The 22,167-nt window shown below is 28.8% G+C and carries 20 protein-coding genes and 1 other RNA gene; 17 read left to right on the plus strand and 4 right to left on the minus strand.

Annotation, left to right across the window (positions count from 1 at the left end; all coding sequences use genetic code 11):
• Window positions 1-100: 100 nt before the first annotated feature.
• Window positions 101-434, plus strand: a transfer-messenger RNA (tmRNA) gene (gene ssrA, locus HCG70_RS02555).
• 316 nt (window positions 435-750) lie between these two features.
• Here ssrA and HCG70_RS17635 read toward each other — a convergent pair.
• Together HCG70_RS17635 and HCG70_RS17640 are read right to left on the minus strand one after the other, a co-directional pair.
• Window positions 751-999, minus strand: a complete 249-nt coding sequence (locus HCG70_RS17635) for a hypothetical protein (protein ID WP_311776460.1) — start codon at window positions 997-999, stop codon at window positions 751-753.
• Window positions 977-1,165 (minus strand): hypothetical protein, encoded by a 189-nt coding sequence (locus HCG70_RS17640; RefSeq protein WP_311776461.1) that lies wholly within the window; start codon window positions 1,163-1,165, stop codon window positions 977-979. The genes HCG70_RS17635 and HCG70_RS17640 overlap by 23 nt, the downstream gene beginning before the upstream one ends.
• 756 nt (window positions 1,166-1,921) lie before the next feature.
• Here HCG70_RS17640 and pflB point away from each other — a divergent pair.
• The 7 genes from pflB to HCG70_RS02595 all read left to right on the plus strand — a co-directional run bounded on the left by pflB (window position 1,922) and on the right by HCG70_RS02595 (window position 12,320).
• Complete coding sequence (gene pflB / locus HCG70_RS02565) at window positions 1,922-4,174, plus strand: formate C-acetyltransferase (protein WP_042395864.1); 2,253 nt, start codon at window positions 1,922-1,924, stop codon at window positions 4,172-4,174.
• A complete protein-coding gene (pflA, locus tag HCG70_RS02570; RefSeq protein WP_042395867.1) occupies window positions 4,140-4,934 on the plus strand; it encodes a pyruvate formate-lyase-activating protein in 795 nt (264 codons plus the stop codon). Before pflB ends, pflA begins: the two co-directional genes overlap by 35 nt.
• 196 nt (window positions 4,935-5,130) lie before the next feature.
• Window positions 5,131-6,084 carry a glycosyl hydrolase 53 family protein gene (locus HCG70_RS02575; protein WP_042395870.1) on the plus strand — a complete coding sequence of 318 codons (954 nt, stop codon included), beginning with the start codon at window positions 5,131-5,133 and terminating at the stop codon, window positions 6,082-6,084.
• Window positions 6,085-6,345: 261 nt separating this feature from the next.
• Complete coding sequence (locus HCG70_RS02580; RefSeq protein WP_221697457.1) at window positions 6,346-7,326, plus strand: LacI family DNA-binding transcriptional regulator; 981 nt, start codon at window positions 6,346-6,348, stop codon at window positions 7,324-7,326.
• Window positions 7,327-7,541: 215 nt separating this feature from the next.
• On the plus strand, window positions 7,542-8,999 hold the full coding sequence (locus HCG70_RS02585; protein WP_042395876.1) for a sucrose-specific PTS transporter subunit IIBC: 1,458 nt from the start codon (window positions 7,542-7,544) through the stop codon (window positions 8,997-8,999).
• A 96-nt stretch (window positions 9,000-9,095) separates the two neighbouring features.
• Entirely contained in the window at window positions 9,096-10,577 is a 1,482-nt protein-coding gene (locus HCG70_RS02590; RefSeq protein WP_221697458.1) for a sucrose-6-phosphate hydrolase, read from the plus strand.
• A gap of 546 nt (window positions 10,578-11,123) precedes the next feature.
• Entirely contained in the window at window positions 11,124-12,320 is a 1,197-nt protein-coding gene (locus HCG70_RS02595) for an MFS transporter (protein ID WP_221697459.1), read from the plus strand.
• Between the two features lie 157 nt (window positions 12,321-12,477).
• On the opposite strand, the gene HCG70_RS02600 is transcribed toward HCG70_RS02595, so the two are convergent.
• The gene (locus HCG70_RS02600) at window positions 12,478-12,837 is read right to left on the minus strand and encodes a metal-dependent transcriptional regulator (protein ID WP_042395883.1); all 360 of its coding nucleotides are present in this window, start codon (window positions 12,835-12,837) and stop codon (window positions 12,478-12,480) included.
• 18 nt (window positions 12,838-12,855) lie between these two features.
• A complete protein-coding gene (locus tag HCG70_RS02605; protein WP_042395885.1) occupies window positions 12,856-13,650 on the minus strand; it encodes an AraC family transcriptional regulator in 795 nt (264 codons plus the stop codon).
• A 199-nt stretch (window positions 13,651-13,849) separates the two neighbouring features.
• On the opposite strand from HCG70_RS02605, the gene HCG70_RS02610 reads away from it, so the two are divergent.
• The 9 genes from HCG70_RS02610 (at window position 13,850) to HCG70_RS02650 (ending at window position 22,081) form a co-directional block, all read left to right on the plus strand.
• Window positions 13,850-14,944: an iron ABC transporter permease gene (locus HCG70_RS02610; protein ID WP_042395888.1), complete on the plus strand. Its 1,095-nt coding sequence runs from the start codon at window positions 13,850-13,852 to the stop codon at window positions 14,942-14,944.
• 18 nt (window positions 14,945-14,962) lie between these two features.
• Complete coding sequence (locus tag HCG70_RS02615; protein ID WP_042395891.1) at window positions 14,963-15,736, plus strand: ABC transporter ATP-binding protein; 774 nt, start codon at window positions 14,963-14,965, stop codon at window positions 15,734-15,736.
• A 25-nt stretch (window positions 15,737-15,761) separates the two neighbouring features.
• Window positions 15,762-16,790 (plus strand): ABC transporter substrate-binding protein, encoded by a 1,029-nt coding sequence (locus tag HCG70_RS02620; protein ID WP_042395894.1) that lies wholly within the window; start codon window positions 15,762-15,764, stop codon window positions 16,788-16,790.
• Window positions 16,791-16,814: 24 nt separating this feature from the next.
• On the plus strand, window positions 16,815-17,552 hold the full coding sequence (locus HCG70_RS02625) for an alpha/beta hydrolase (RefSeq protein ID WP_052330610.1): 738 nt from the start codon (window positions 16,815-16,817) through the stop codon (window positions 17,550-17,552).
• Window positions 17,553-17,807: 255 nt separating this feature from the next.
• Window positions 17,808-18,629 carry an N-acyl homoserine lactonase family protein gene (locus HCG70_RS02630; protein ID WP_042395898.1) on the plus strand — a complete coding sequence of 274 codons (822 nt, stop codon included), beginning with the start codon at window positions 17,808-17,810 and terminating at the stop codon, window positions 18,627-18,629.
• A 29-nt stretch (window positions 18,630-18,658) separates the two neighbouring features.
• The gene (locus HCG70_RS02635) at window positions 18,659-19,051 is read left to right on the plus strand and encodes a helix-turn-helix transcriptional regulator (protein ID WP_042395901.1); all 393 of its coding nucleotides are present in this window, start codon (window positions 18,659-18,661) and stop codon (window positions 19,049-19,051) included.
• Between the two features lie 12 nt (window positions 19,052-19,063).
• Window positions 19,064-19,744 (plus strand): nitroreductase family protein, encoded by a 681-nt coding sequence (locus HCG70_RS02640; protein WP_154820828.1) that lies wholly within the window; start codon window positions 19,064-19,066, stop codon window positions 19,742-19,744.
• 193 nt (window positions 19,745-19,937) lie between these two features.
• Window positions 19,938-21,248 carry an MATE family efflux transporter gene (locus HCG70_RS02645; RefSeq protein ID WP_042395906.1) on the plus strand — a complete coding sequence of 437 codons (1,311 nt, stop codon included), beginning with the start codon at window positions 19,938-19,940 and terminating at the stop codon, window positions 21,246-21,248.
• Window positions 21,249-21,265: 17 nt separating this feature from the next.
• A complete protein-coding gene (locus tag HCG70_RS02650; protein WP_042395909.1) occupies window positions 21,266-22,081 on the plus strand; it encodes a MerR family transcriptional regulator in 816 nt (271 codons plus the stop codon).
• Window positions 22,082-22,167: the final 86 nt, after the last annotated feature.

The raw sequence follows: 22,167 nt of genomic DNA on the forward strand, positions 1-22,167 counted from the left end.
TTCAAACTGTATGTTTTATAATAAAATCACGATGTTAATCATCGATTGAAAATTTAATAGGTAAAGGCGTTTATGACCTATTAACCTTACATGGGGGCGTTTTGGCTTCGACGGGGGTGTGATGGGTTTGATAAGCGGGCCGAGTAAAGCATGGACGACTCGTTAATAAGCTATGCATTAAATATAAACGCAGAAGACAATTTTGCATTAGCAGCTTAATATAGCCGCTCATCCGTCCAGGTTCCCCATGACTTGGGTAGCGGGTGTCATAGAAGTGGGAAACGAAGTTTAGCAAAGCTTTGAGCTAAAGGGGTATTTATGAAGCTAGGGAATTAGGAGTTTGTTTGTGAGCGAACTAAGGACCGAAAATTTAGTCACTAAACTACGCTCGTAGAAAGTCAGGCTGGTCTGCTTTCGGACAGGGGTTCGATTTTGAAAGAAAGTCGCCTTAAACAGTGATGTTTAAGTGATAACTTGGCTTTATCGGTGAAACCGTAACAGAGAATGCTGACGGCAATACCGAGAGGTATGTGAAGAAATTCAACAGCCTCGTATCGACTCATAGGTTCCTAAGGAGTAATCTCTATGGAATACTAGGATAGAAGATATAAACTATACTAAGCTTCTATAATATGCCAGGCTACTATTTAAGTAATAGTAGAAGATATAGTCAGTGCCATATAGAAATAATGGATGCACATGACCCCTCGCCTCCACCAAACAAAAACCGTACAAATTATTTGTACGGTTTTATTGCTTAATAGAAATAAATTCATTATAAAAATCAATCTTAGATTTAAGCATTTCTTCAGAATACCTACCATTTCTAGGGGTTACAGCCTTATATTTTAAAAGTATTAATTGAGCTCTACTCTTTTTAGTTGGAATAATTAGATAAGTATAAATATCTTCAAGTAATTTAATGGCATCATTACGTTTTACTATGTAACTATAGCAGTTTTGATGTCTTTTAGTATCATAATTTTTTTTTCTTAACAATAACACCTTTTCCAATAGTTTCTTTTATCCATTTTAATAATTCGAGTGTAGTTGAAGCTATTGATACACAAAGTGATGGGTATTCTTTTTTGTGAAATTTTTGAAGCATTATACTTCCTTCACTATCGATTATTCCAGCTATATAGGCTTTTTCTGTTTCTGTCATAATTTATAGTTCCTTACTTGGTTTTATAATTATAATCAAAGTATTACCTAATATTAAAAAAGTATGAACTAAAATGCTAACTAGAGTAAATGATAGTAAAACTATTATAATAGAGAAAATAGGGAAAAGAAGAAAGGATGATGAGTTCCCTTTAAAATAAGTTGTTTTAAAGAGAATTTTAGATTCTAGGTACCTTTAGTAAGTTTGAGTATTTGTATACCATTTAGTTAGATCTTCGTTAGTTAGTGTACATTTTTACTGGTTAATGAACTAATGAAAAAAGGAAAGCTTTTTATATTAAATTTCACATAATTGCTATTAAGCATAGGGTTTCATGAAAAATATATACAATGTAATCGGTATAAGAGTTAATATTAATAAAAAAAATAGTAATATTTTTACAAAAAACGAAAATATAAAACTTTTATCAAAAAATTGACAATAAATATATAATAAGGTAATATATTTATTGAAATCAATTTTCCAATCATATGTTGTATAGTTTTATGAAATGCATAGGCTACAATGTTAAAAAAATAACAAAGTGAATTTGTTTTATAGCGACTCTTTTGAATCATTTTGTAATAATATTTGTACAAGTATTTTTATATGGATAATCAATTAAGAATTATTTTTAAATACTAGAGCATTTTATAAAACAATCTACATAGATTATCAAAAATTTAAGTTTACATTATACCAAATTAATAGTTAAATTGTAAAAATATATGTATATACGTACAAGGAGGAATGAACATGTTAGAAAATGAACAATGGGCTGGTTTTGAGGGCAGAATATGGAAAGAAGAAATAAATGTTAGAGATTTCATTCAAAAAAATTATAAACCATATGATGGTGATGAAAGTTTCTTAGCAGATCCAACAGATGCTACAAATAAGCTATGGGGCAGATTGCAAGAATTACAAAAAGAGGAAAGAGCTAAAGGCGGAGTACTTGATATGGAAACAGAGGTTGTTGCTGGACTTACAGCTTATGGCCCTGGATATATTGATGAATCTTTAAAGGAATTTGAAAAAGTAGTAGGTCTTCAAACAGACAAGCCTCTTAAGAGAGCTTTCATGCCATATGGTGGTATTAAAATGGCTGAGCAATCTTGTGAAAACTATGGATATACACCAAATCCAGAATTACACAAGATATTTACTGAATACCATAAGACACATAATCAAGGAGTATTCGATGCTTATACACCAGAAATGAGAAAAGCTCGTAGCAGTCATATTATAACAGGACTTCCTGATACTTATGGACGTGGACGTATAGTAGGTGACTATAGAAGAGTTGCTCTTTATGGTATTGATTACCTTATGGAAGAAAAGGCAAAAGATCTTGCTAACTGTGGTGATGGAACTATGACAGATGAAGTTATCCGTCTAAGAGAAGAAATTACAGAACAACATAGAGCACTTGGAGAAATGAAAAAAATGGCTGCAAGCTATGGCTATGATATTTCAAAACCAGCAAAGGATGCAAGAGAAGCAGTTCAATGGTTATACTTTGGATATCTTTCAGCAATCAAGACACAAAATGGTGCAGCTATGTCAATAGGACGTGTATCTACTTTCCTTGATATCTATATACAAAGAGATATTGACAACGGAGTTCTTACTGAAGAAGAAGCTCAAGAGTTAATCGACCATTTAACAATGAAATGCAGAATGGTTAAATTTGCAAGAATAACTTCTTATAATGAGTTATTCTCAGGAGATCCTTCATGGGTTACTATTGCATTAGGTGGTATAGGTGTTGATGGACGTCATATGGTAACAAAGAACGACTATCGTTTCCTTCATACATTAGAAAATATGGGACCTTCACCAGAGCCAAATCTTACTGTACTTTACTCTTCTGCACTTCCTGAAAACTTCAAGAAGTATGCAGCAAAGATTTCAGTAGATACAAGCTCTATCCAATATGAAAATGATGATGCAATGAAACCAGAATGGGGCGATGATTATTCAATATGCTGCTGTGTATCTGCTACTCAAACAGGTAAAGAAATGCAGTTCTTTGGAGCTAGAGCTAATCTTGCTAAATGTTTACTTTACGCAATTAATGGTGGTATTGATGAAAAATCAGGTAAACAAGTTGGACCTGAATATAAAGGAATTACATCAGAATATCTTGATTATGATGAAGTAATTGAAAAATATGAAAGAATGAGTGACTGGTTAGCTGGTCTTTATGTAAATATATTAAACCTTATTCAATACATGCATGATAAATATTATTATGAAGCAGCAGAAATGGCTCTTATAGATACAGATGTAAGACGTACATTTGCAACAGGTATTGCAGGCTTCTCACATGTAATTGATTCACTTTCTGCAATTAAATATGCAAAAGTTAAAACAATCCGTAATGAAGAAGGTATTGTTACAGATTACGAAATTGAAGGAGACTTCCCAAGATACGGTAATGATGATGATAGAGCTGATGAAATTGGTATATATGTTCTTAAGTCATTCCTTGACAAAATTAAAAAGAGACACACATATAGAAACTCTGAACCTACTACATCATTACTTACTATTACATCAAATGTAGTATATGGTAAGTATACAGGTAATATGCCAGATGGACGTGAAGCTTGGACACCACTTGCGCCTGGAGCTAGCCCATCTTATGGAGCAGAAAAGAATGGATTACTTGCTTCATTAAACTCTGTAGCTAAGCTTCCTTATGAATGGGCTTTAGATGGTATTTCAAATACACAAACTATTAACCCAACTGCATTAGGACAAGATAAAGAAGAACAAGTTGATAAACTTGTACAAGTATTAGATGGTTACTTCGATCAAGGACCACATCATTTAAATGTTAATATATTTGGTATTGAGAAATTAAAAGATGCTATGGAACATCCTGAAAAAGAAGAATATGCTAATTTCACTATTCGTGTATCTGGTTATGCAGTTAAGTTTATAGATTTAACAAGAGAACAACAACTTGATGTTATTTCTAGAACATGCCATGCAGAAATCTAATTTAGATAAAAATATAGCAAGAATTCATTCAATAGAGAGTTTTGGATCTGTTGATGGACCAGGAATTCGTTTTGTTGCTTTTCTTAAGGGCTGCAATATGAGATGTCAGTTTTGTCATAATCCGGATACTTGGGATATGAATGGTGGTGAGGCAAAAACTTCAGATGAGCTTTTGTCTCAAGCATTAAAATATAAAAGTTATTGGAAGAAACAGGGGGGAATCACTGTAAGTGGTGGTGAACCTCTTCTTCAAATAGATTTTCTGATTGAATTCTTTAAAAAGGCTAAAGCAAAGGGCGTTCATGTTACACTTGATACGTCTGGAAGTATATTTACAAGAGAAGAACCTTTCTTTAGTAAATTTAATGAGCTTATGAAAGTAACAGATCTTGTAATGTTAGATATTAAACAGATAGATGAAGAGAAGCATAAAAAACTTACAGGATGGAGCAATTCAAATATTCTTGATATGGCAAGATATTTATCAGAAATAAATAAACCGGTATGGATTCGTCATGTACTCGTACCAGGTGGAAGTGATAATGATGAACAATTAAGAAAACTTAATGAGTTTATCAACACTTTGAATAATGTAGATCGTGTTCAGGTACTTCCATATCATAGTCTTGGAACTTTCAAATGGGAGCAACTTGGTATTGATTATCCTTTAAAAGGGGTTGAACCTCCTACTAAAGAGAGAATAGAAAATGCCCAAAAGCTTCTTCATATAAGTGAATATAATGGATATTTATCACGATAATTTTGTGATATGTAATTAAATTATATCCATACCAATCATGTTAAGTAAAACCCGTACAAATAATTTGTACGGGTTTATTGCTTTGATAGAAATATTAACAATATTTTACTATAATCCAATAATATTACTTAAAAATTTTATTTATATAGATGTTATTATTTTAATAAAATAAAAAGTTTTATTAGGAGAGAATAGTATGTGTGGTTATAATAGAGAAATATGTTTTGCAAAAGGAGCTGATGTAGGTTGGCTTAAGCAAATGGAAGATGAAGGATATAAATTTTATAATGAGAATGGAAAAGAAGAAGATTGCCTTAAGATATTACAAAGCTATGGGATAAACTCTATAAGATTAAGAGTTTGGGTTAATCCAACAGATGGACGCTGTGGTAAAGATGAAGTGGTAGAAATGGCAGAACGAGCTATTAATATGGGCTTTAAATTAATGATAGATTTTCATTACAGTGATTATTGGGCAGATCCGGAAAAGCAATTTAAACCTAAAGCATGGGAAAGTCATAGTTTTAAAGAATTGGTTAATGATGTGAGTACTCATACTAAAGAAGTTTTAATTGCATTAAAAGAAAAAAATATATATCCAGAATGGGTACAAGTAGGTAATGAAATACCTAATGGAATGTTATGGCCAGAAGGAAAGATAGAAAACTTTGATAAACTTTCAAAACTTTTAAATAGTGGATATGATGCTGTTAAAGATGTATTACCAAGTTCAAAGGTAATAATACATTTAGACCAAGGTGATGATAGAAAAAGATTTATAGAATTTTTTGATAATCATACAGCTAATGGTGGCAAATATGATGTAATTGGAGTATCTTATTATCCATATTGGGTCAATAAAAACTACAAAGAGACAATAGATAATCTTATGAATAATTTAAATGAATATATAGATAGATATGAAAAAGAAGTTATGGTTTGTGAAATAGGTGGAGAAGATACAGAGGTAGAAGACACTTACAATATGTTAAAAGAAGTAATAGAAAGAGTAAGGGAAATTCCACAAGGAAAAGGATTGGGAGTTTTTTATTGGGAACCAGAAGGTGCATTTAGTTGGAGTAAATATAAATTAAGTGCATGGGGAAATGATGGAAAGCCTTCAAAGGCATTAGATGCATTTATAGACTAATATAGTTTATTAGAAATAAGAAGAGGGAATATATTATTTATAAGATAAAAATATGAAAAAAAGTTTATTATGAATTATTTTAGCCTAGGTTTTTATAGCCTAGGCTTTGTTAATATATAGAGAAGAGTCAAAATAAAAGTATATTTTAAGTATGTATTACGATTGAGGAAATTATTATAATTGTATATAATAAAACCAAGGATTTAAACAAAATTTAAAAAGAGAAGTTTATGATTAATAAATAGCTAAGGAGAAAAGTATATGGTAACAATTAAGGATGTTGCAAAAGAAGCTGGTGTATCCGTAGGAACAGTTTCAAATGTAATAAATAATGTACAAGTTAAACCAAGTACAAAAGAAAAAGTAGAGGAAGCTATTAAGAAATTAAATTATGAGCCTAATATATATGCAAGAGGTTTTAAGATTAATAGAACTAATACTGTTGCACTTATTTTACCTACTATATGGAATCCTTTCTTTAGTGAATTAGCATATAATATTGAGAAGAATCTTAGAAAAGCCGGAATGAAGATGATACTTTGCAATTCTAATAAAGAGGATAAGGCTGAAATAGAATATATATCTATGGCAAAGCAAAACAAAATGGATGGAGTTATAGCTATAACATATAGTGATATAGATGAATATGTTTCTGAAAAAATTCCATTTGTAAGTATTGATAGATATTTTTCAAAGGATATAACATATATATCAAGTGATAACTTTGAAGGAGGAAGGCTTGCTGCAGAAAAATTAGTTGAATTTGGATGTGAAAAAATTGCATATATAGGTAGAGGTTCAAAGATAAATAATGCAACAAGAAAAAGAAAAGATGGATTTATAAGCTACTGTAAAGAGCATAATATAGATTATGAAATATGTGAAATTTTAGGTTCATCTAAGGAATTTGATAAGTTATTAAATGAATTTATAGCTAACAATTTTAAAGAAGATATAAAAATACAAGGAGTTTTTGTTGTAACTGATGAGCAAGCATTGGATTTTATACATAAGTTAGAAGAATGTAATATAGATGTTCCGAAGGATGTTCAGGTAATTGGATTTGATGGAAGTAAGTCATCGGTTAATGACATCATAAAAATATCAACAATAAGGCAACCAGTGGAACTTATAGCAAAAGAAGCTGTTAAGTCATTGATAAATATTATAGAAAATAATAAAGTTGAAAAAGAAATAATTTTGCCGATTAGTTTTATAAATGGATATACAACAAAGAGATAAATAGTATTTATAAAGTAAAATTTTAGGGTTTTGCATAAATGAAATTTAGGGGTTAAATAGTTTATCAAAAGTGTTCTAAAGTTCACAAAAGTAAAATCCTAATTTTTTTTATAAAAATATATTGACGAATACATGAAAACGTATTAGTATAATAAACATAGAAAATGAAACGTTTCAAAAGTGTAAAAATATAAAAACCGGGGGGTTGGACTAAAATGAGTAAGAATTATAAACAAATTAGTGAAAACATTTTACACAATATAGGTGGAAAAGAAAATGTTGTTAGTGCAGCACACTGTGCAACACGTTTAAGATTAGTACTTAAAGATGATGAGAAGATAAATGTTAAAGAAATCGAAGAAATGCCAGCGGTTAAGGGAAGCTTTAATACATCAGGTCAATTTCAAGTAATTTTAGGTTCAGGTGTTGTTGATGAAGTTTATAAAGAGTTTATAAACTTAGCTAATATTAAAGAAGGAAGTAAGGATGAACTAAAGAAAGAAGCAGATAAAAAACTAAATCCATTACAAAGATTATTAAAATCTTTAGCTGACGTTTTTGTTCCTATACTACCAATATTAGTTGCAGCAGGATTATTAATGGGAATAAATAATATATTAACATCTCAAGGATTATTTATTGAGGGACAATCTATAGTAGAAGCATATCCACAATTTAAGGATTTAGCAGAATTAATAAATACATTTGCTAATACAGGATTTGCATTTTTACCAATATTCTTAGGATTCTCAGCAGCAAAAGCTTTTGGAGGAAATCCGTATTTAGGTGCTTGTATTGGTGCACTTATGATACATTCAGATTTATTAAATGGTTATAGTTATGGTGCAGCCGTTGTAGAAGGAACTGTACCAGTATGGAATATATTTGGATTAACTATAGCTAAGGTTGGATACCAAGGAACTGTACTTCCAGTTTTAGCAGCAGCTTTCGTTTTAGCTAAGGTTGAAAAGACATTGCATAAGATTATACCTTCAGTACTAAATAATTTATTAACACCTTTATTTACAGTGTTTATTACTGGAATATTAACATTTGTTGTTATAGGACCTGTAATGAGAGGATTAGGTGATGGAATAACATCAGGATTACTATGGTTAATAAATACACTAGGACCAATAGGGGGAGCAATATTTGGATTCTTATATGCACCAATAGTTATTACAGGTATGCATCACAGCTTTGTAGCTATAGAAACTCAATTATTAGCAGATATAGCAACTACAGGTGGCTCATTTATATTCCCAGTTGCTGCAATGTCAAATGTAGCTCAAGGTGCAGCAGCATTATCAGTACTTCTTATTTTAAGAAAAGATAACAAGATGAAAGGAATAGCATCAGCATCAGGTATATCTGCTTTACTTGGAATAACTGAACCAGCAATATTTGGTGTTAACTTAAAGTTACGTTATCCATTCTTTGGAGCAATGATAGGATCAGCAGTTGGATCAGCCTATGTAATGCTTACAAAAGTTCTTGCAATATCTCCAGGGGCAGCTGGATTACCAGGAATTATATCAATTAGACCTACATCTATAGTAAACTATATAATTGCAATGATACTTTCAATGGTTGTAGCTGTTGTATCAACAATTGTTATAGCAAAGTTTATGAATAAAAAACAAGTGACAAATGATGAGCAAGTAGCTGCATAGAAGTGTTTTAAAAAATAGGAGGAATTAGTACTATACTAATGCCTTCTATTTTGTAATTAATAAATAATTATAAGATATTAGACGAGGAGAAGTAATATGAAAGAGTGGACAAGAGAAGAGAGATATAGAACAATTTTAGATGTATCAAATGAAGAAGTAATAGAGTTAAAAAAGGTAGTAGAGAGTTGTCCATATAGACAAAAGTTTCATATTCAACCTAGTACAGGGTTGTTAAATGATCCTAATGGATTTTCTTATTATAATGGAGAATATCATTTATTTTATCAGTGGTTTCCATTAGGACCTGTTCATGGAATAAAACATTGGTACCATGTTTCTTCAAGAGATTTAGTTAATTGGAAAGATTGTGGAGTTGGAATAATTCCTACTGAACATTTTGAAAGTCATGGAGCATTTTCAGGAAGTGGTATAGTTAAAAATAATAAACTTCATTTATTTTATACAGGAAATACAAGAAATGAAGAATGGATAAGACATCCATATCAATGTTTAGCTATAATGGATAGTAATGGAGAAATAACAAAGAATAGTGAAGCTGTTATAAAGGATTTACCAAATGGATATACTGATAATTTTAGAGATCCTAAAGTATTTAAAGATAATGATAGATATTATTGCTTAATTGGAGCTGAAAGAAAAGATAATTTAGGAACTATAGTATATTATGAATCAAATAATTTATTAGATTGGAATCTTAAAGGAGAAATAAAAACAGATTTCTTCGGTAATGGATTTATGTGGGAGTGCCCAGATTATTTACGCTTTGATAATAAAGGAGTACTTATATTTTCTCCACAAGGCTTAGAGGCAGATGGAGATAAATATCAAAATATATTCCAAGCTGGTTATTTAATAGGTGATAAAATTGATTTTTCTAATGGTGAATTTAAGCATGGGGAGTTTAATGAGTTAGATAGAGGATTTGATTTTTATGCACCTCAAACTACTGAAGATGAAGAAGGAAGAAAAATATTAATAGGATGGATGGGATTACCAGAAATAGATTACCCTACTGATAAAAATGGATGGGCTCATTGCTTGACTATACCTAGAGAGTTAGAATTAAAAGGTGATAAGTTAATTCAAAAACCAGTAAAAGAATTAGAGCTTCTTAGAGGAGAAAAGATTGAGTGCTCATATAAATTGAGTAATGAGGAAAAAGATATAGTTGGATTCAATGAAAAAACATATGAATTAATTTGTAACTTTAATAATATTACTGGTAGATATGTGGGAATAAAATTAAGAAAAGGAATTGATAGTGAAACTGTATTTTATTACGATATAGAAAATAAAAAGTTAGTATTAGATAGAAGTAAATCAGGAGAAGTATTTGCAACGGAATATGGTACAGAAAGAAGATGCGAATATAATGAAAAGAGTTTAAAAGTGCGAATATTTGTAGATGTTTCTTCAGTTGAGATTTTTGTTAATGATGGAGAAGAAGTATTTACTTCAAGAATATTTACAAAGGATGCAAGTAATGGGGTTGCTGTATTTGCTGATGGACAAGCAAATGTAGATATTGATTTATGGAAGATTAATTACTTAAAATAATTAATATATAGGTACTAATACAATCCATTGATTGGCTAATAGATAATATTTAGTATATAAAAGAAAAGTAAGAGGTTATCGCAAGTATATTTTTTATCTACTAATGCGAAAACCTCTATTTTTAAAAGAATAATATTATTATCTTATAGTGTAAACATACATATGATACTTTGTTATACGCTTGTGTGGATTTCTTATAGGGCATTTTTAGATAATTTATTATTTGTTTTCAGATTTACTATACTTATGATTTATATTAACACGACAGTGTACTATTAATGTCAAGTCAGTAATAAGTGTATAAAGTCCGGCATTGAAGAGTCTATTATTAGTAAATATAATATTATAGGAATATTTAAGAAATATAGATAAAATTTATGAATTAAATACTATATTTATATTAGTTGAATGCTATAAATTTTGATATAATCTTATACATAACAATGTTAAAAAATAAACAAAGTTTGATTAAAATAATTCTGAGGTTGTAAATTAAATTAGTATATACAATTTTATGGATAATTTTGAGATAAGAGGAGTATGATTATGTTTAGAAGTAAATATTTTACAACTGGGCTAGGAATATACATGAGTTATTTTATGCTAGGTATGGCTCTTATTTTACTTTCATCAAATATGGAATTTGTAATAAATCAATTAAATACAGATGTAGCAGGGATTACTTTTTTAATTTCAATAGAAGGGTTAGTACGTTCAGCAACAGTATATATTAGTGGAAGATTATCAGATAAATTTGGGAGAAAGCGTATTTTGTGCTTATCTCCAATATTTGAAATAATTTTTTTATTTGGTATACCTTTTGTACATGACTATAGAATGGCTTTAGTACTATCAGTATTTGCAGGACTATCACATGCTTTTGTAGATTCTTCAAGTTATCCTTCCTTAATGGAATGTTTTCCAAAAACTCCAGGAACAGCAACTGTTGTAGTAAAGGCCTTCATAGCAATTGGTGGTATAATGTTACCAATAATAATAGCATTTTTTGTCAATAGAAATATGTTTTATGGAAATACATTTTTCTTAATTGGGATAATGTATCTTATAAATGGTTTATTTTTGTTTACTAGAAAATTTCCTAAGGCAAATCAAACAGAAGTATCTGAAGATGGAAAAATATTAAATAAAAAGAATTTTATTTCAGAACCAGTGTTAAAAAAAGAGGGAATAACTATTATAATAATAGGATTTACATCTAATGCTATATATACAGCATTTCAAATATGGATGCCTACTTATGGTCAAAATATTTTAGGGATGAGTCAAATAAATTCTTTAAAATTAATAACATATTATAGTATAGGATCTCTTATCTCAGTTTTTATATTAGCAAAACTTTTACAAAAGACAATAAAGCCGGTATTAGTACTGGTTATATATCCAATAATAGGAATAATTTCACTTGTGTTGGTATTATTAATAAGAATAGAAATAGTTACAAAAATAGGTTTTACTTTAATTGGATTATCGTCAGCCGGAGTGTTACAAATGGCTCAAACTACAATGGGTGAATTTTTTTTGGAAAATAAGGGTGCAACAATAGGGATGGTTTCTACAGCTGGAGGAATAGCATCAGCAGTTATTCCAGCATTAACAGGAATAATTCTAAAATATTATGATATCTTACATGTATTTTATTTTCTTATGATCATATTTGCAGTTGGAATATTTTGTGCTATTTTTACAAAAATAAGATATGATAAAGTTATTTCAAATAATTAAATATTATATATAAAGGAAGAAGATAATAAGATGTGTTTATAACATTTACTTATTATCTTTTGATTTTTTTATTCGATTATGGGTAAGAATATTAATTTAATTACTAGTTATAAAGAATGTAATAAATTAGCGGTTATTCAAGAATATATAAAGAAATTTATAAGTTTATAAATTTCTTTATAGCATTAAATAATTCATCACTAATTATATGTTCCATTTTACATGCATCTTTTTCAGCAATGTCATGAGGAAGTCCTAAAATTTTTACACAAAAAAGAGTAAGGACTTCATGTCTCTCATATATACTTTGAGCTTTTTTAAGACCAACTTCATTTAATATAATAGAGCCATCGTCTAGAACATCGAGGTAACCACTAGATTTTAATAGGCCTACGGCTCTACTAACACTAGGTTTACTAAAACCAAGTTCTTTAGCAATATCTATAGATCTTACTTTTCCATTTCGTTTATTTAATATAAAAATTGTTTCTAGATAATTTTCTCTTGATTCATGCATATTAAATCTCTCTTTTCACTAATAAGTTTTTGATTTGATGATCTGGCTTGGTGATAAACCAAAATGTTTTTTAAATAATCTACTAAAATAATATGGATCGTCGTAGCCAATATATGAAGCAACTTCATGAACCTTATAGCCACCTTTTAGCATCTCAAAAGATTTTTTTAGGCGACATTGGATAATATAGTCAATAGGCCTAATTCTCATATACTTATAAAAGAGATAAGAGAATTGTTCAGGACTTTTATTATATCTATCTGCTAGACTTTGTAATGTAATATGGTAACAGTAGTTTTCTTTAATATATTGAACAGAGTTTTCAATCATCTCTTTTTGTGAATTAATAGAATTGGGAGTAGAAAACATAGTAGAAATTAATGATTGAAAAACTACTTCTTTTTTTAATTGTTTCTTTAAATTAGAACTACTGCAAATTAGGTAAAATTCTTCTAGCAATGAAGTGAGTTGAATAAAGTTATCAATAAAAAATTCAAATGTAGAATTAGAATAATTACCTTTTTCAGAGTAGTTAGAATAATAAATATTTATATGATGAAAAGGATCATCTCCAATAACATTAAAGGATACCTTTTTATGTGGACATCCATGTATAATTTTACCAGGCTCTGCTATAAATTTTTGGTTAGAAAAGCAAATTTCAGATTTTCCACTAATGGGAATTATAAAAGCAGAACGCGTAGTTTCATAAGTCATGGTATCATTAGGTAACTTGATAAATTTACTTATATTAATATCATCAGAGGATAAAAATAAAAATTCTTTTGCTAATAAATGCTTATCATTAACCATCTTAAGTTCCCCTTTCTCTATATAGTTAGCATATGCTAACTATATTAGAATTATAGATAATGTAAAAATTTTTGTCAATAAATTTAATAATTGTCCATTATATTATAGAATTATGTATTCTTTTTTTAAAAGGGTAGATATATACTAATTTAAGGTTAGCGATTGCTAACTTAAGAAAATATGTTTTGAATTGGAGGTTATGATTATAGATTATTTATATGAAAATAGTTTAAAAGACTTGAAAGGTAATAAAAGAAGATATTATTTCATATTAATCATGCTTATTATTGCCTTAGTTGTATCTGTAGTATTTGCTGTTTCAATAGGAGCATTTAAGGTAGATATAAAAACAGCATATGAAATTTTATGTTATAAAATTTTGGGTATTGGGGCAGAAAATGCTGAAATATTAACTAAAGGTTCTGCATACAATGTAATTTGGTCTATACGTTTTCCAAGAGTAATTTTAGGGGCAGTAGTAGGAGCAGGTTTAGCACTATGTGGATGTATTATGCAAGCTTGTGTTCAAAATCCGTTAGCAGAACCATATATATTAGGTATATCATCTGGAGCATCATTAGGTGCCACTTTTTCAATTATGCTGGGGGTTAGGGCTTTTTCTTTATTTAATGTATCTGGTGTGGCATTTTGGTCCTTTTTAGGAGCTATGGTAGCATCATTTATGGTGTTAAGATTAGCATCAATTAATAAAAAAACATCTTCAACTAAGCTAATTTTGGCAGGTACAGTAATAAATGCCCTTTGTACAGCTTTTTCAAACTTTATAATATCTATTGCAAGTGATGCTGAAGGAATGCAAAGTGTAAAATTTTGGACTATGGGATCTTTAGCATCGGCTAAATGGGAGTCTATAACAACTCCGTTGATAATAACTATCATTTGCTGTGCATATTTTTTAACTCAGACAAGATTATTAAATACTATGCTAGTTGGTGATGATGCAGCTATTACTTTAGGAATGAATTTAAATAAAAAAAGAAAGATATACATGGTTTTAATTTCTATACTTACAGGAGTATTGGTTTCAGCTTGTGGTGTTATTGGATTTGTAGGATTAGTTATTCCTCATATTGTACGTTCATTAGTAGGAGCAGATCATAAAAAGTTATTGCCAATTTGTATTTTATCAGGAAGTATATTTTTAGTGATAGCTGATACTGTAGCAAGAATCATTATACCAAATTCGGAAATGTCTATTGGAATAATAACATCATTAGTTGGTGCACCATTTTTTGCTTATATATTAATTAAAAAAAGTAACAGTTTTAAATAACAAATAGAGGTTGAAATTATGAATTTATCTATTGAAAATGTAACAGTAAAAATTGATAAAGTAGAAATAGTAAAGTCATTATCATTACATGCTAAAAAGGGTGATTTTATAGGATTAATAGGACCAAATGGAAGTGGTAAATCTACTTTACTGAAATCAATATATGGGGTTTTAAAGTATGATAAAGGTTCTATTAAATTTGATGATAAAGATATAAAAACTATTAGCTTATCAGAGATAGCAAAGGAAATGGCTGTAGTGGGACAATTTAATACGATTAATTTTGAACTTAGTGTATTAGAAATTGTATTAATGGGAAGAAGTCCTCATTTAGGAGGTTGGGAAAGAGAAAAGGAAGAAGACTATAAAATTGCATTAGATGCAATAAGAAAAGTTGGAATGGAGAAATCCATTAATAGAAGTTTTTCAACATTATCTGGTGGAGAAAAACAAAGAGTAATTTTAGCAAGGGCATTAACTCAAGAACCACAAATACTTATTTTAGATGAACCTACAAACCATTTAGATATTAAATATCAAATTGAAATTTTATCACTAGTGAAAAGTTTAGATATATGTGTAGTTGCAGCATTACATGATTTAGCATTAGCAGCACAGTTCTGTAATGAAATATATCTAATTAAAAATGGAGAATTAAGGGCTTGTGGAAAACCAAAAGATATAATTACTACAGAGATGGTAAAAGAAATATATGAAATAGATTGTGATATTGTATATAACGAGAGGACAAGCACTATAATGATTAGCTATTATCCTTTGGAATATAAATAAAAAAATATAGTTAGGAGATTTAACAGTGAAAAGAAAGATTATACTTCCACTAATAGTGGCAACAACACTAGCATTAGCTTTAGCAGGATGCGCTAAAACAACAAATAAAATAGAAGAATCAGAGTCATCAACGACTGCTAATGAGCAAACAATAAATTATCCATTATCATTAGAGGTATATGATAATGAAGGGAATAAATATACAGAAACTTTTAATGAAGCACCATCGCATGTAATAACAAATAATCAATCATCATTAGAATTATTATTAAAGTTAGGATTACAAGATAGTATTATAGGAACTATAGCATTAGATAATGAAATTCCAGAAGAACTAGAAGAGGAGTTTTCAAATATTAATATAATAACTGAAAGTAAAACTGAACCGGCTAAAGAAGTAATTGTAGGTATGAGTCCAGATTTAGTTATTGGTAGAGCTGCTACATTTATAGATGATAGATATGGGACAATCGAAAGCTTAAATAGTATGAACATAAATGTTTATACACAATTAGCTAGTTTAATGAACGGAGAACAATCATTAGATAATATTTTTGAAGATATAAAAAATGTAGGAAAAATATTTAATGTAGAAGATAAAGCTAATACTTTAGCAACAGAATTATCAGAAAGCTTAAAGTCAGTAGAAGATAAAGTTTCAACATTAGAAGGAGAGCCTTTAAAAGTTTTAGTTATGACAGCTTATAATGATGGTTCGTATAATGTATTTGGAGCAAACTCTACGTTGCAAAATGAAATTTTAGAAGTTCTAGGTGGAACTAATGTAAATGAAAAAGGTGGGGCTCAATCATTAGAAAATTTAATGAGTCTTAATCCTGATGTTATATTATATGTTTATAATAATAAGAATTTAGAAACTGATTCAGTAGCAGTAGAATCATTATATAATAATAGTTTAATACAATCTGTACCAGCAATTGAAAATAAAAAGGTTTTTGAAGTTTCTTATACTGAGTTCATGGGCTATGGATATAGAACAATTGAATGTATAGAAAATCTTGCAAAGGAAATGTATCCAGAGTTATTTAAGTAAATATAAAATAGGAGATTTATATTGATGTTAGGAAGTATTAAGCATGAACATATATTAGGCAGAGAGATATTTATATATCTTCCTCCATCTTATAAAAATAATAACAAAAGATTTCCTGTATTATATGGTAATGATGGGGCAGAACTTTATAGGTATTCAGATAGACTAATTGAGAGTTTTGAAAAAGGATTTAAAGAAGGAAAGTTAAATGAATTTATTTGGATAGGAATTTATTCTGAAAAGAGAATTCATGAATATACACCGTGGCCAGCACCATCACTAGCACCTAAATTTGATGATTTTGGTGGACAAGGAAGAGAGTATATAGAGTTTGTTGTAAATGGAATAAAGCTATATATTGATAAGAATTATAACACTAAATATGATAAAAAAAATACTTGGATTATGGGATATTCATTAGGAGGATTAATTTCTGTATATTCATTATATGTAACTAATGTATTTGGTAAAATAGCTAGTGTTTGTGGATCTTTTTGGTATAAGGGTATGGTTAACTGGATTACAGAGAATAATATGTTGAATGAAGATTTTCAATTATATATTCATTATGGCAGAAAAGAAGGACAAGATAAAAAGACACTTCAACAAAATGCTGTTATTTGTACTGAAAGTATAATTGAAATTTTTAAAGATGAGCTAGGATATATAGAAGATATAGATGTATCCAGCGATGATGGTGGACATCATCAATATATGGAGCAGAGATATATTAATGCTATTTATTGGTTAGCTAAGAAATAATATTTAATATGCAAAGAATGGTAAGGTATTTACAGTAATAAGTACCTTACCATTTTTTAATTTAGGTGATTTTAAAAAGTTTATTATGATGTTTAATATTGTGTATTTAATACAATATAATGGTATCGATTTTCTTTACCATTAAACAATAAAAGAATATTAGTGATATAATTGTTTAAAAATATAAACAATTGAACCATAGAAAATATAAATAAGTGAGTAAATAAAAAAAAGATGTTATGAGGGAGTATAGGTATGAAAGAGAAAATAAAAATTAATATACTAAATTGTGGTGAGGTTGGAGTTGATCTTGCAGTGCCTTTTAGAGATGTATCTAAAAATCCCATAGCATATACAGGAATTGGCAGGAGTAAAAAGTTGCGAGTATGGTTGCCAGTTACTTCTTATTTAATAGAGCATCCAAAAGGAAATATATTAATAGATACTGGATGGCATACAGATGTTAGAAGTAAACCTATAAAACATTTGTCACCATTATTATATATAGCAAGTAAACCTAAATTGCCTAACGGAAAAGCTGTAAATGAGCAGCTTGAAAAATTAAATATACAAACTAAAGACTTAGACTATGTATTTCTTACTCATATGGATTGTGACCATGCAAGTGGATTAGAGTTAGTTAAAGATGCTAAAAGAATTATGATATCAAAAGAAGAGTTAGAGGCAATAATAAAAGGAAATGTTAGATATTCTAAAAGGTTTTGGAGTGGAATAAATATAGAAGGTTTTACAATGGAATACTCAGAGTATGGACCATTTAATAGAGGGTACGATGTTTTTGGCGATGGAACTGTAGTATTAATAGATACAAAAGGTCATACTGAAGGTAATGTTGTAGTTATGGTGAAAAATAATAATAAATTTATATTAATTACAGGTGATTGTGGGTATGCCAAGGATTCATGGGAGAATCTACGTATACCAGGGCCATTAGTTAATAAAGAGGATATGATAACATCTTTAAAATGGATTAGGAATATGGCTAATAAAAAAGAGTGTATGGGGGTATTTGCAACACATGATTTAAAGGTTAAAGAAGGAATAATAGTTTTATAGAAAATATCAAGAAAGGTAGAGGTAAACACATGAAAAAATGCCATGAAAGAAGATTGAAGCTTGCAGAAGAGTTAAAATCATGTCAAAAGGCTTTTATAGCTTTAGGGGATGAAACTAGACAGCAAATTATAATAACATTGCTTGAAAGTGAAGTTCATGGAATAAGAGTAGGAGAAATAACAGATAAAACCCATCTTTCAAGACCAGCAGTATCACATCATTTACGAATATTAAAAGAGGCTGGAATAGTAAGTATGTATAGAGAAGGTACTAGAAATTATTATTATGTAAGTGCAGAAGAAACTATATGGAAGCAGCTTGGAAATTTGTTTTCTAGAATAAATGAAATAGTTGATGAGATATCAGAAAAGGAATGTTCAAAAAGCCAAATAGAAATAGAATCCAATAAGGATTTTATATAAGAATATATATAAATGGGGAGGTTAATTAAGAATATTATTGAGGCAATTAATAATCGTCATTCAGTTCGTAGATATACTGATAAGAAGATTGATGAAAATATTAAAAGTGAGTTATTGGAAACTATTGATGAATGCAATAGGGAAGGAAATTTAAATATTCAGTTATGTATAGAAGAACCTAAAGCCTTTGATAGTTTTATGGCTCATTACGGCAAGTTTTGCAATGTTAGAAATTACATTGCTATAGTTGGAAAGAAAGGCAATGATTTTTATGAAAAGTGTGGATATTATGGTGAAAAGGTAGTTATTAAGGCAACTCAATTAGGTTTAAATACTTGCTGGGTGGCGCTTACGTTCAGTAAGGGTAATGCAATGTGTAGGATTGAAGATGGGGAAAAGTTATGCTGTGTAATAGCTTTAGGATACGGGGAAACTCAAGGTGTTGCGCATAAAAGTAAACCTATAGAACAACTTTGCAGGGTAAAGGGAGATATGCCAGATTGGTTTAAAAGAGGAATGGAAGCGGTAGTTCTAGCCCCTACGGCTATGAATCAACAAAAGTTTCTTATTAGTTTAGATGGAAATAAAGTAAATGCTAAGGCGTTAACTGCATTTTATAGTAAGTTAGATTTAGGAATAGTTAAATATCACTTTGAAGTAGGCGCTGGAAAAGAAAACTTTGAATATATCTAAATAGGTGATATAACTACACTAGTATATATAAACACATACATTTTTAGTATGTGTTTTTTATAATTAAATTATAGATTTGGTTATGATTTATTTAATGATGCATACATTATAAACTCATATTATAAATAACTATTGACCCTATAGTTACTATAGACTTTATTATGGTTAGAGAAACAAAAATGGAGGTAAAATCATGATAAAAGAATTTTTAAAATATGCAGTTCCTTCAGCTTTAGCCATGTTTGTTTCATCTCTATATACAATAATTGATGGAATTTTTGTTGGACAAGGTGTTGGAGACTCTGCATTGGCAGCAGTTAATATAGTTATGCCATTTACTATAATGCTATTTGGAATAGCAACTATGTTCGCGGTAGGTGGTGGAGATCTAGTATCTAAAAATATAGGTGCTAATAATAAGGAAAAGGCTGTAAAAATATTTAGGCAAGTATTTAAGTTTTTGTTAATTATAAGTATAGTTATAAGTCTAGTTGCAGTTGTATTTTCAAAATATATAGTAAGAATATTAGGAGCTACAGATACATTGGTGCCTTTAGCATCAACTTATTTAAGGTATTATAGTTTATTTTGTATTCCAAATTTAGTTGGTATTGCATTAAATAGCTTTGTTAGAAATGATGGAAGACCAAAGCTTGCCATGATATCAACATTATTAGGGGCGGTAACTAATATAATTTTAGATTATACATTTATATTCCCATTAGGGTTTGGAATAAAAGGTGCTGCAATAGCTACTGGTCTTGGTCAAATAGTTACTATAGCGATATTATTACCTCATTTTATAATGAAGAGAGGTATATTAACTTTTGGAAATATAAAATTAGAAAGTAAAATAATAAAGGAATTTATTATTATAGGATTTCCATCTTTCTTTGCGGAAGTAAGTTTTTCCATAATAATATTCTTTATGAATTTAGCATTGGTTAAAACTGGTGGAGAAATAGCTTTATCATCTTTTGCAATAATTAATTATATAACAACAAATATTTATATGGTATTACTAGGTCTATCAATAGGAGTACAGCCATTATTAAGTTATAATTATGGTGCAAAAAATTCAAAAAAAATGTTAAAATTTTATTCTATAACAATGAAATCAGCATTTATAATAAATATAGTATTTATGACTGTATGCTTTGTATTTGGAAAAAATATGATAGCTATATTTACTTCAGATATTACAATAGCTAATTCAGCATATATAGGTTTAAATTTAATAAATATTGCATTTATTATGGTTGGGTTTAATTTAACAAGTACAGTTTATTATCAAGCAATAAATATGCCTGAAATTTCTAATATTTTTTGCATTTGCAGAAGTATAATATTACTTCCTATATCATTATTTATTTTATCTAAATTGTTTGGAATCAATGGTATATGGATTAGTTTATCTATATCAGAGTTGATAACATTTATAATATTAAGTTATTCTATTAATATTAAGACGTATACTACAAAGTCTATTGCTAAGGCTAGTTAACATAGGAGATTTTTTATATGGAAACTTATTTTTCAGTTGGAGAACTATCTAAATTAACTAATGTTCCAATTCAAACATTAAGGTATTATGATAAAATGGGACTACTTAAACCAGCTTATATAAATAAGCAAAATAATTATAGGTATTATTCAATAAATCAATTTATAAAGATTGATTTATTAAAGCAATGTAAGCTTATGGGACTATCATTAAAGGAAATAGAAGATTTATTAAAAGATGAAATAACTGCAGATTCTATGATAAAAATACTTGAACAGCAAAGAGTGGTCTTAGATAAAAAGATAAAGGAACTTGAAGCTGTTAAATCATATATTGACTTTTTAGATTTTAGAATAAAAGAAAGTAAGAAAGTAGAGAAAGCAGAAATCTTCATTAAAGAAAATGATGAAAGAGTAGTTGAGAGATATAATTGTAGAATGGAGAATGTAAAAGAAATTGAGCTTAATTTGAGAAAAGTTTTACTTGAGGCAGAAAAAGATGATTGTATGTTGAATTCTGAGTTAGCATTCGAAGCTTCTTTAGAGAAATTGAAAACTGAAGATAAAGTAGTTTATACTGCAATAATGTTATATAAGCATGGAAATTTAAGTGGAAATTATGAAAAGATCATACTACCAAAAGGTAAATATTTAACAATGTATTATGATGATGGATATAGAAATAACTTAAAGTATTATAAAAAAATGCTGAATTATATTGAAAAAAATAATATAGAAATAGTCGGGGATTTTAATGAATTTTCAATATTATCAAGGATAAATACTAATGAGGCAGAAAAATCAATAATTCAACTAGAAATAAAAATTAAATAGATTTTTATTAATGAAGTAGTCTTAACCTTTAATTTACATAGGTTAAGGCTATTTTCTATTTAAGAATAAAAAAATAAAAGATAAAT

It is taken from the genome of Clostridium sp. K04 (assembly GCF_019734375.1).
GTDB lineage: Bacteria > Bacillota > Clostridia > Clostridiales > Clostridiaceae > Clostridium > Clostridium saudiense.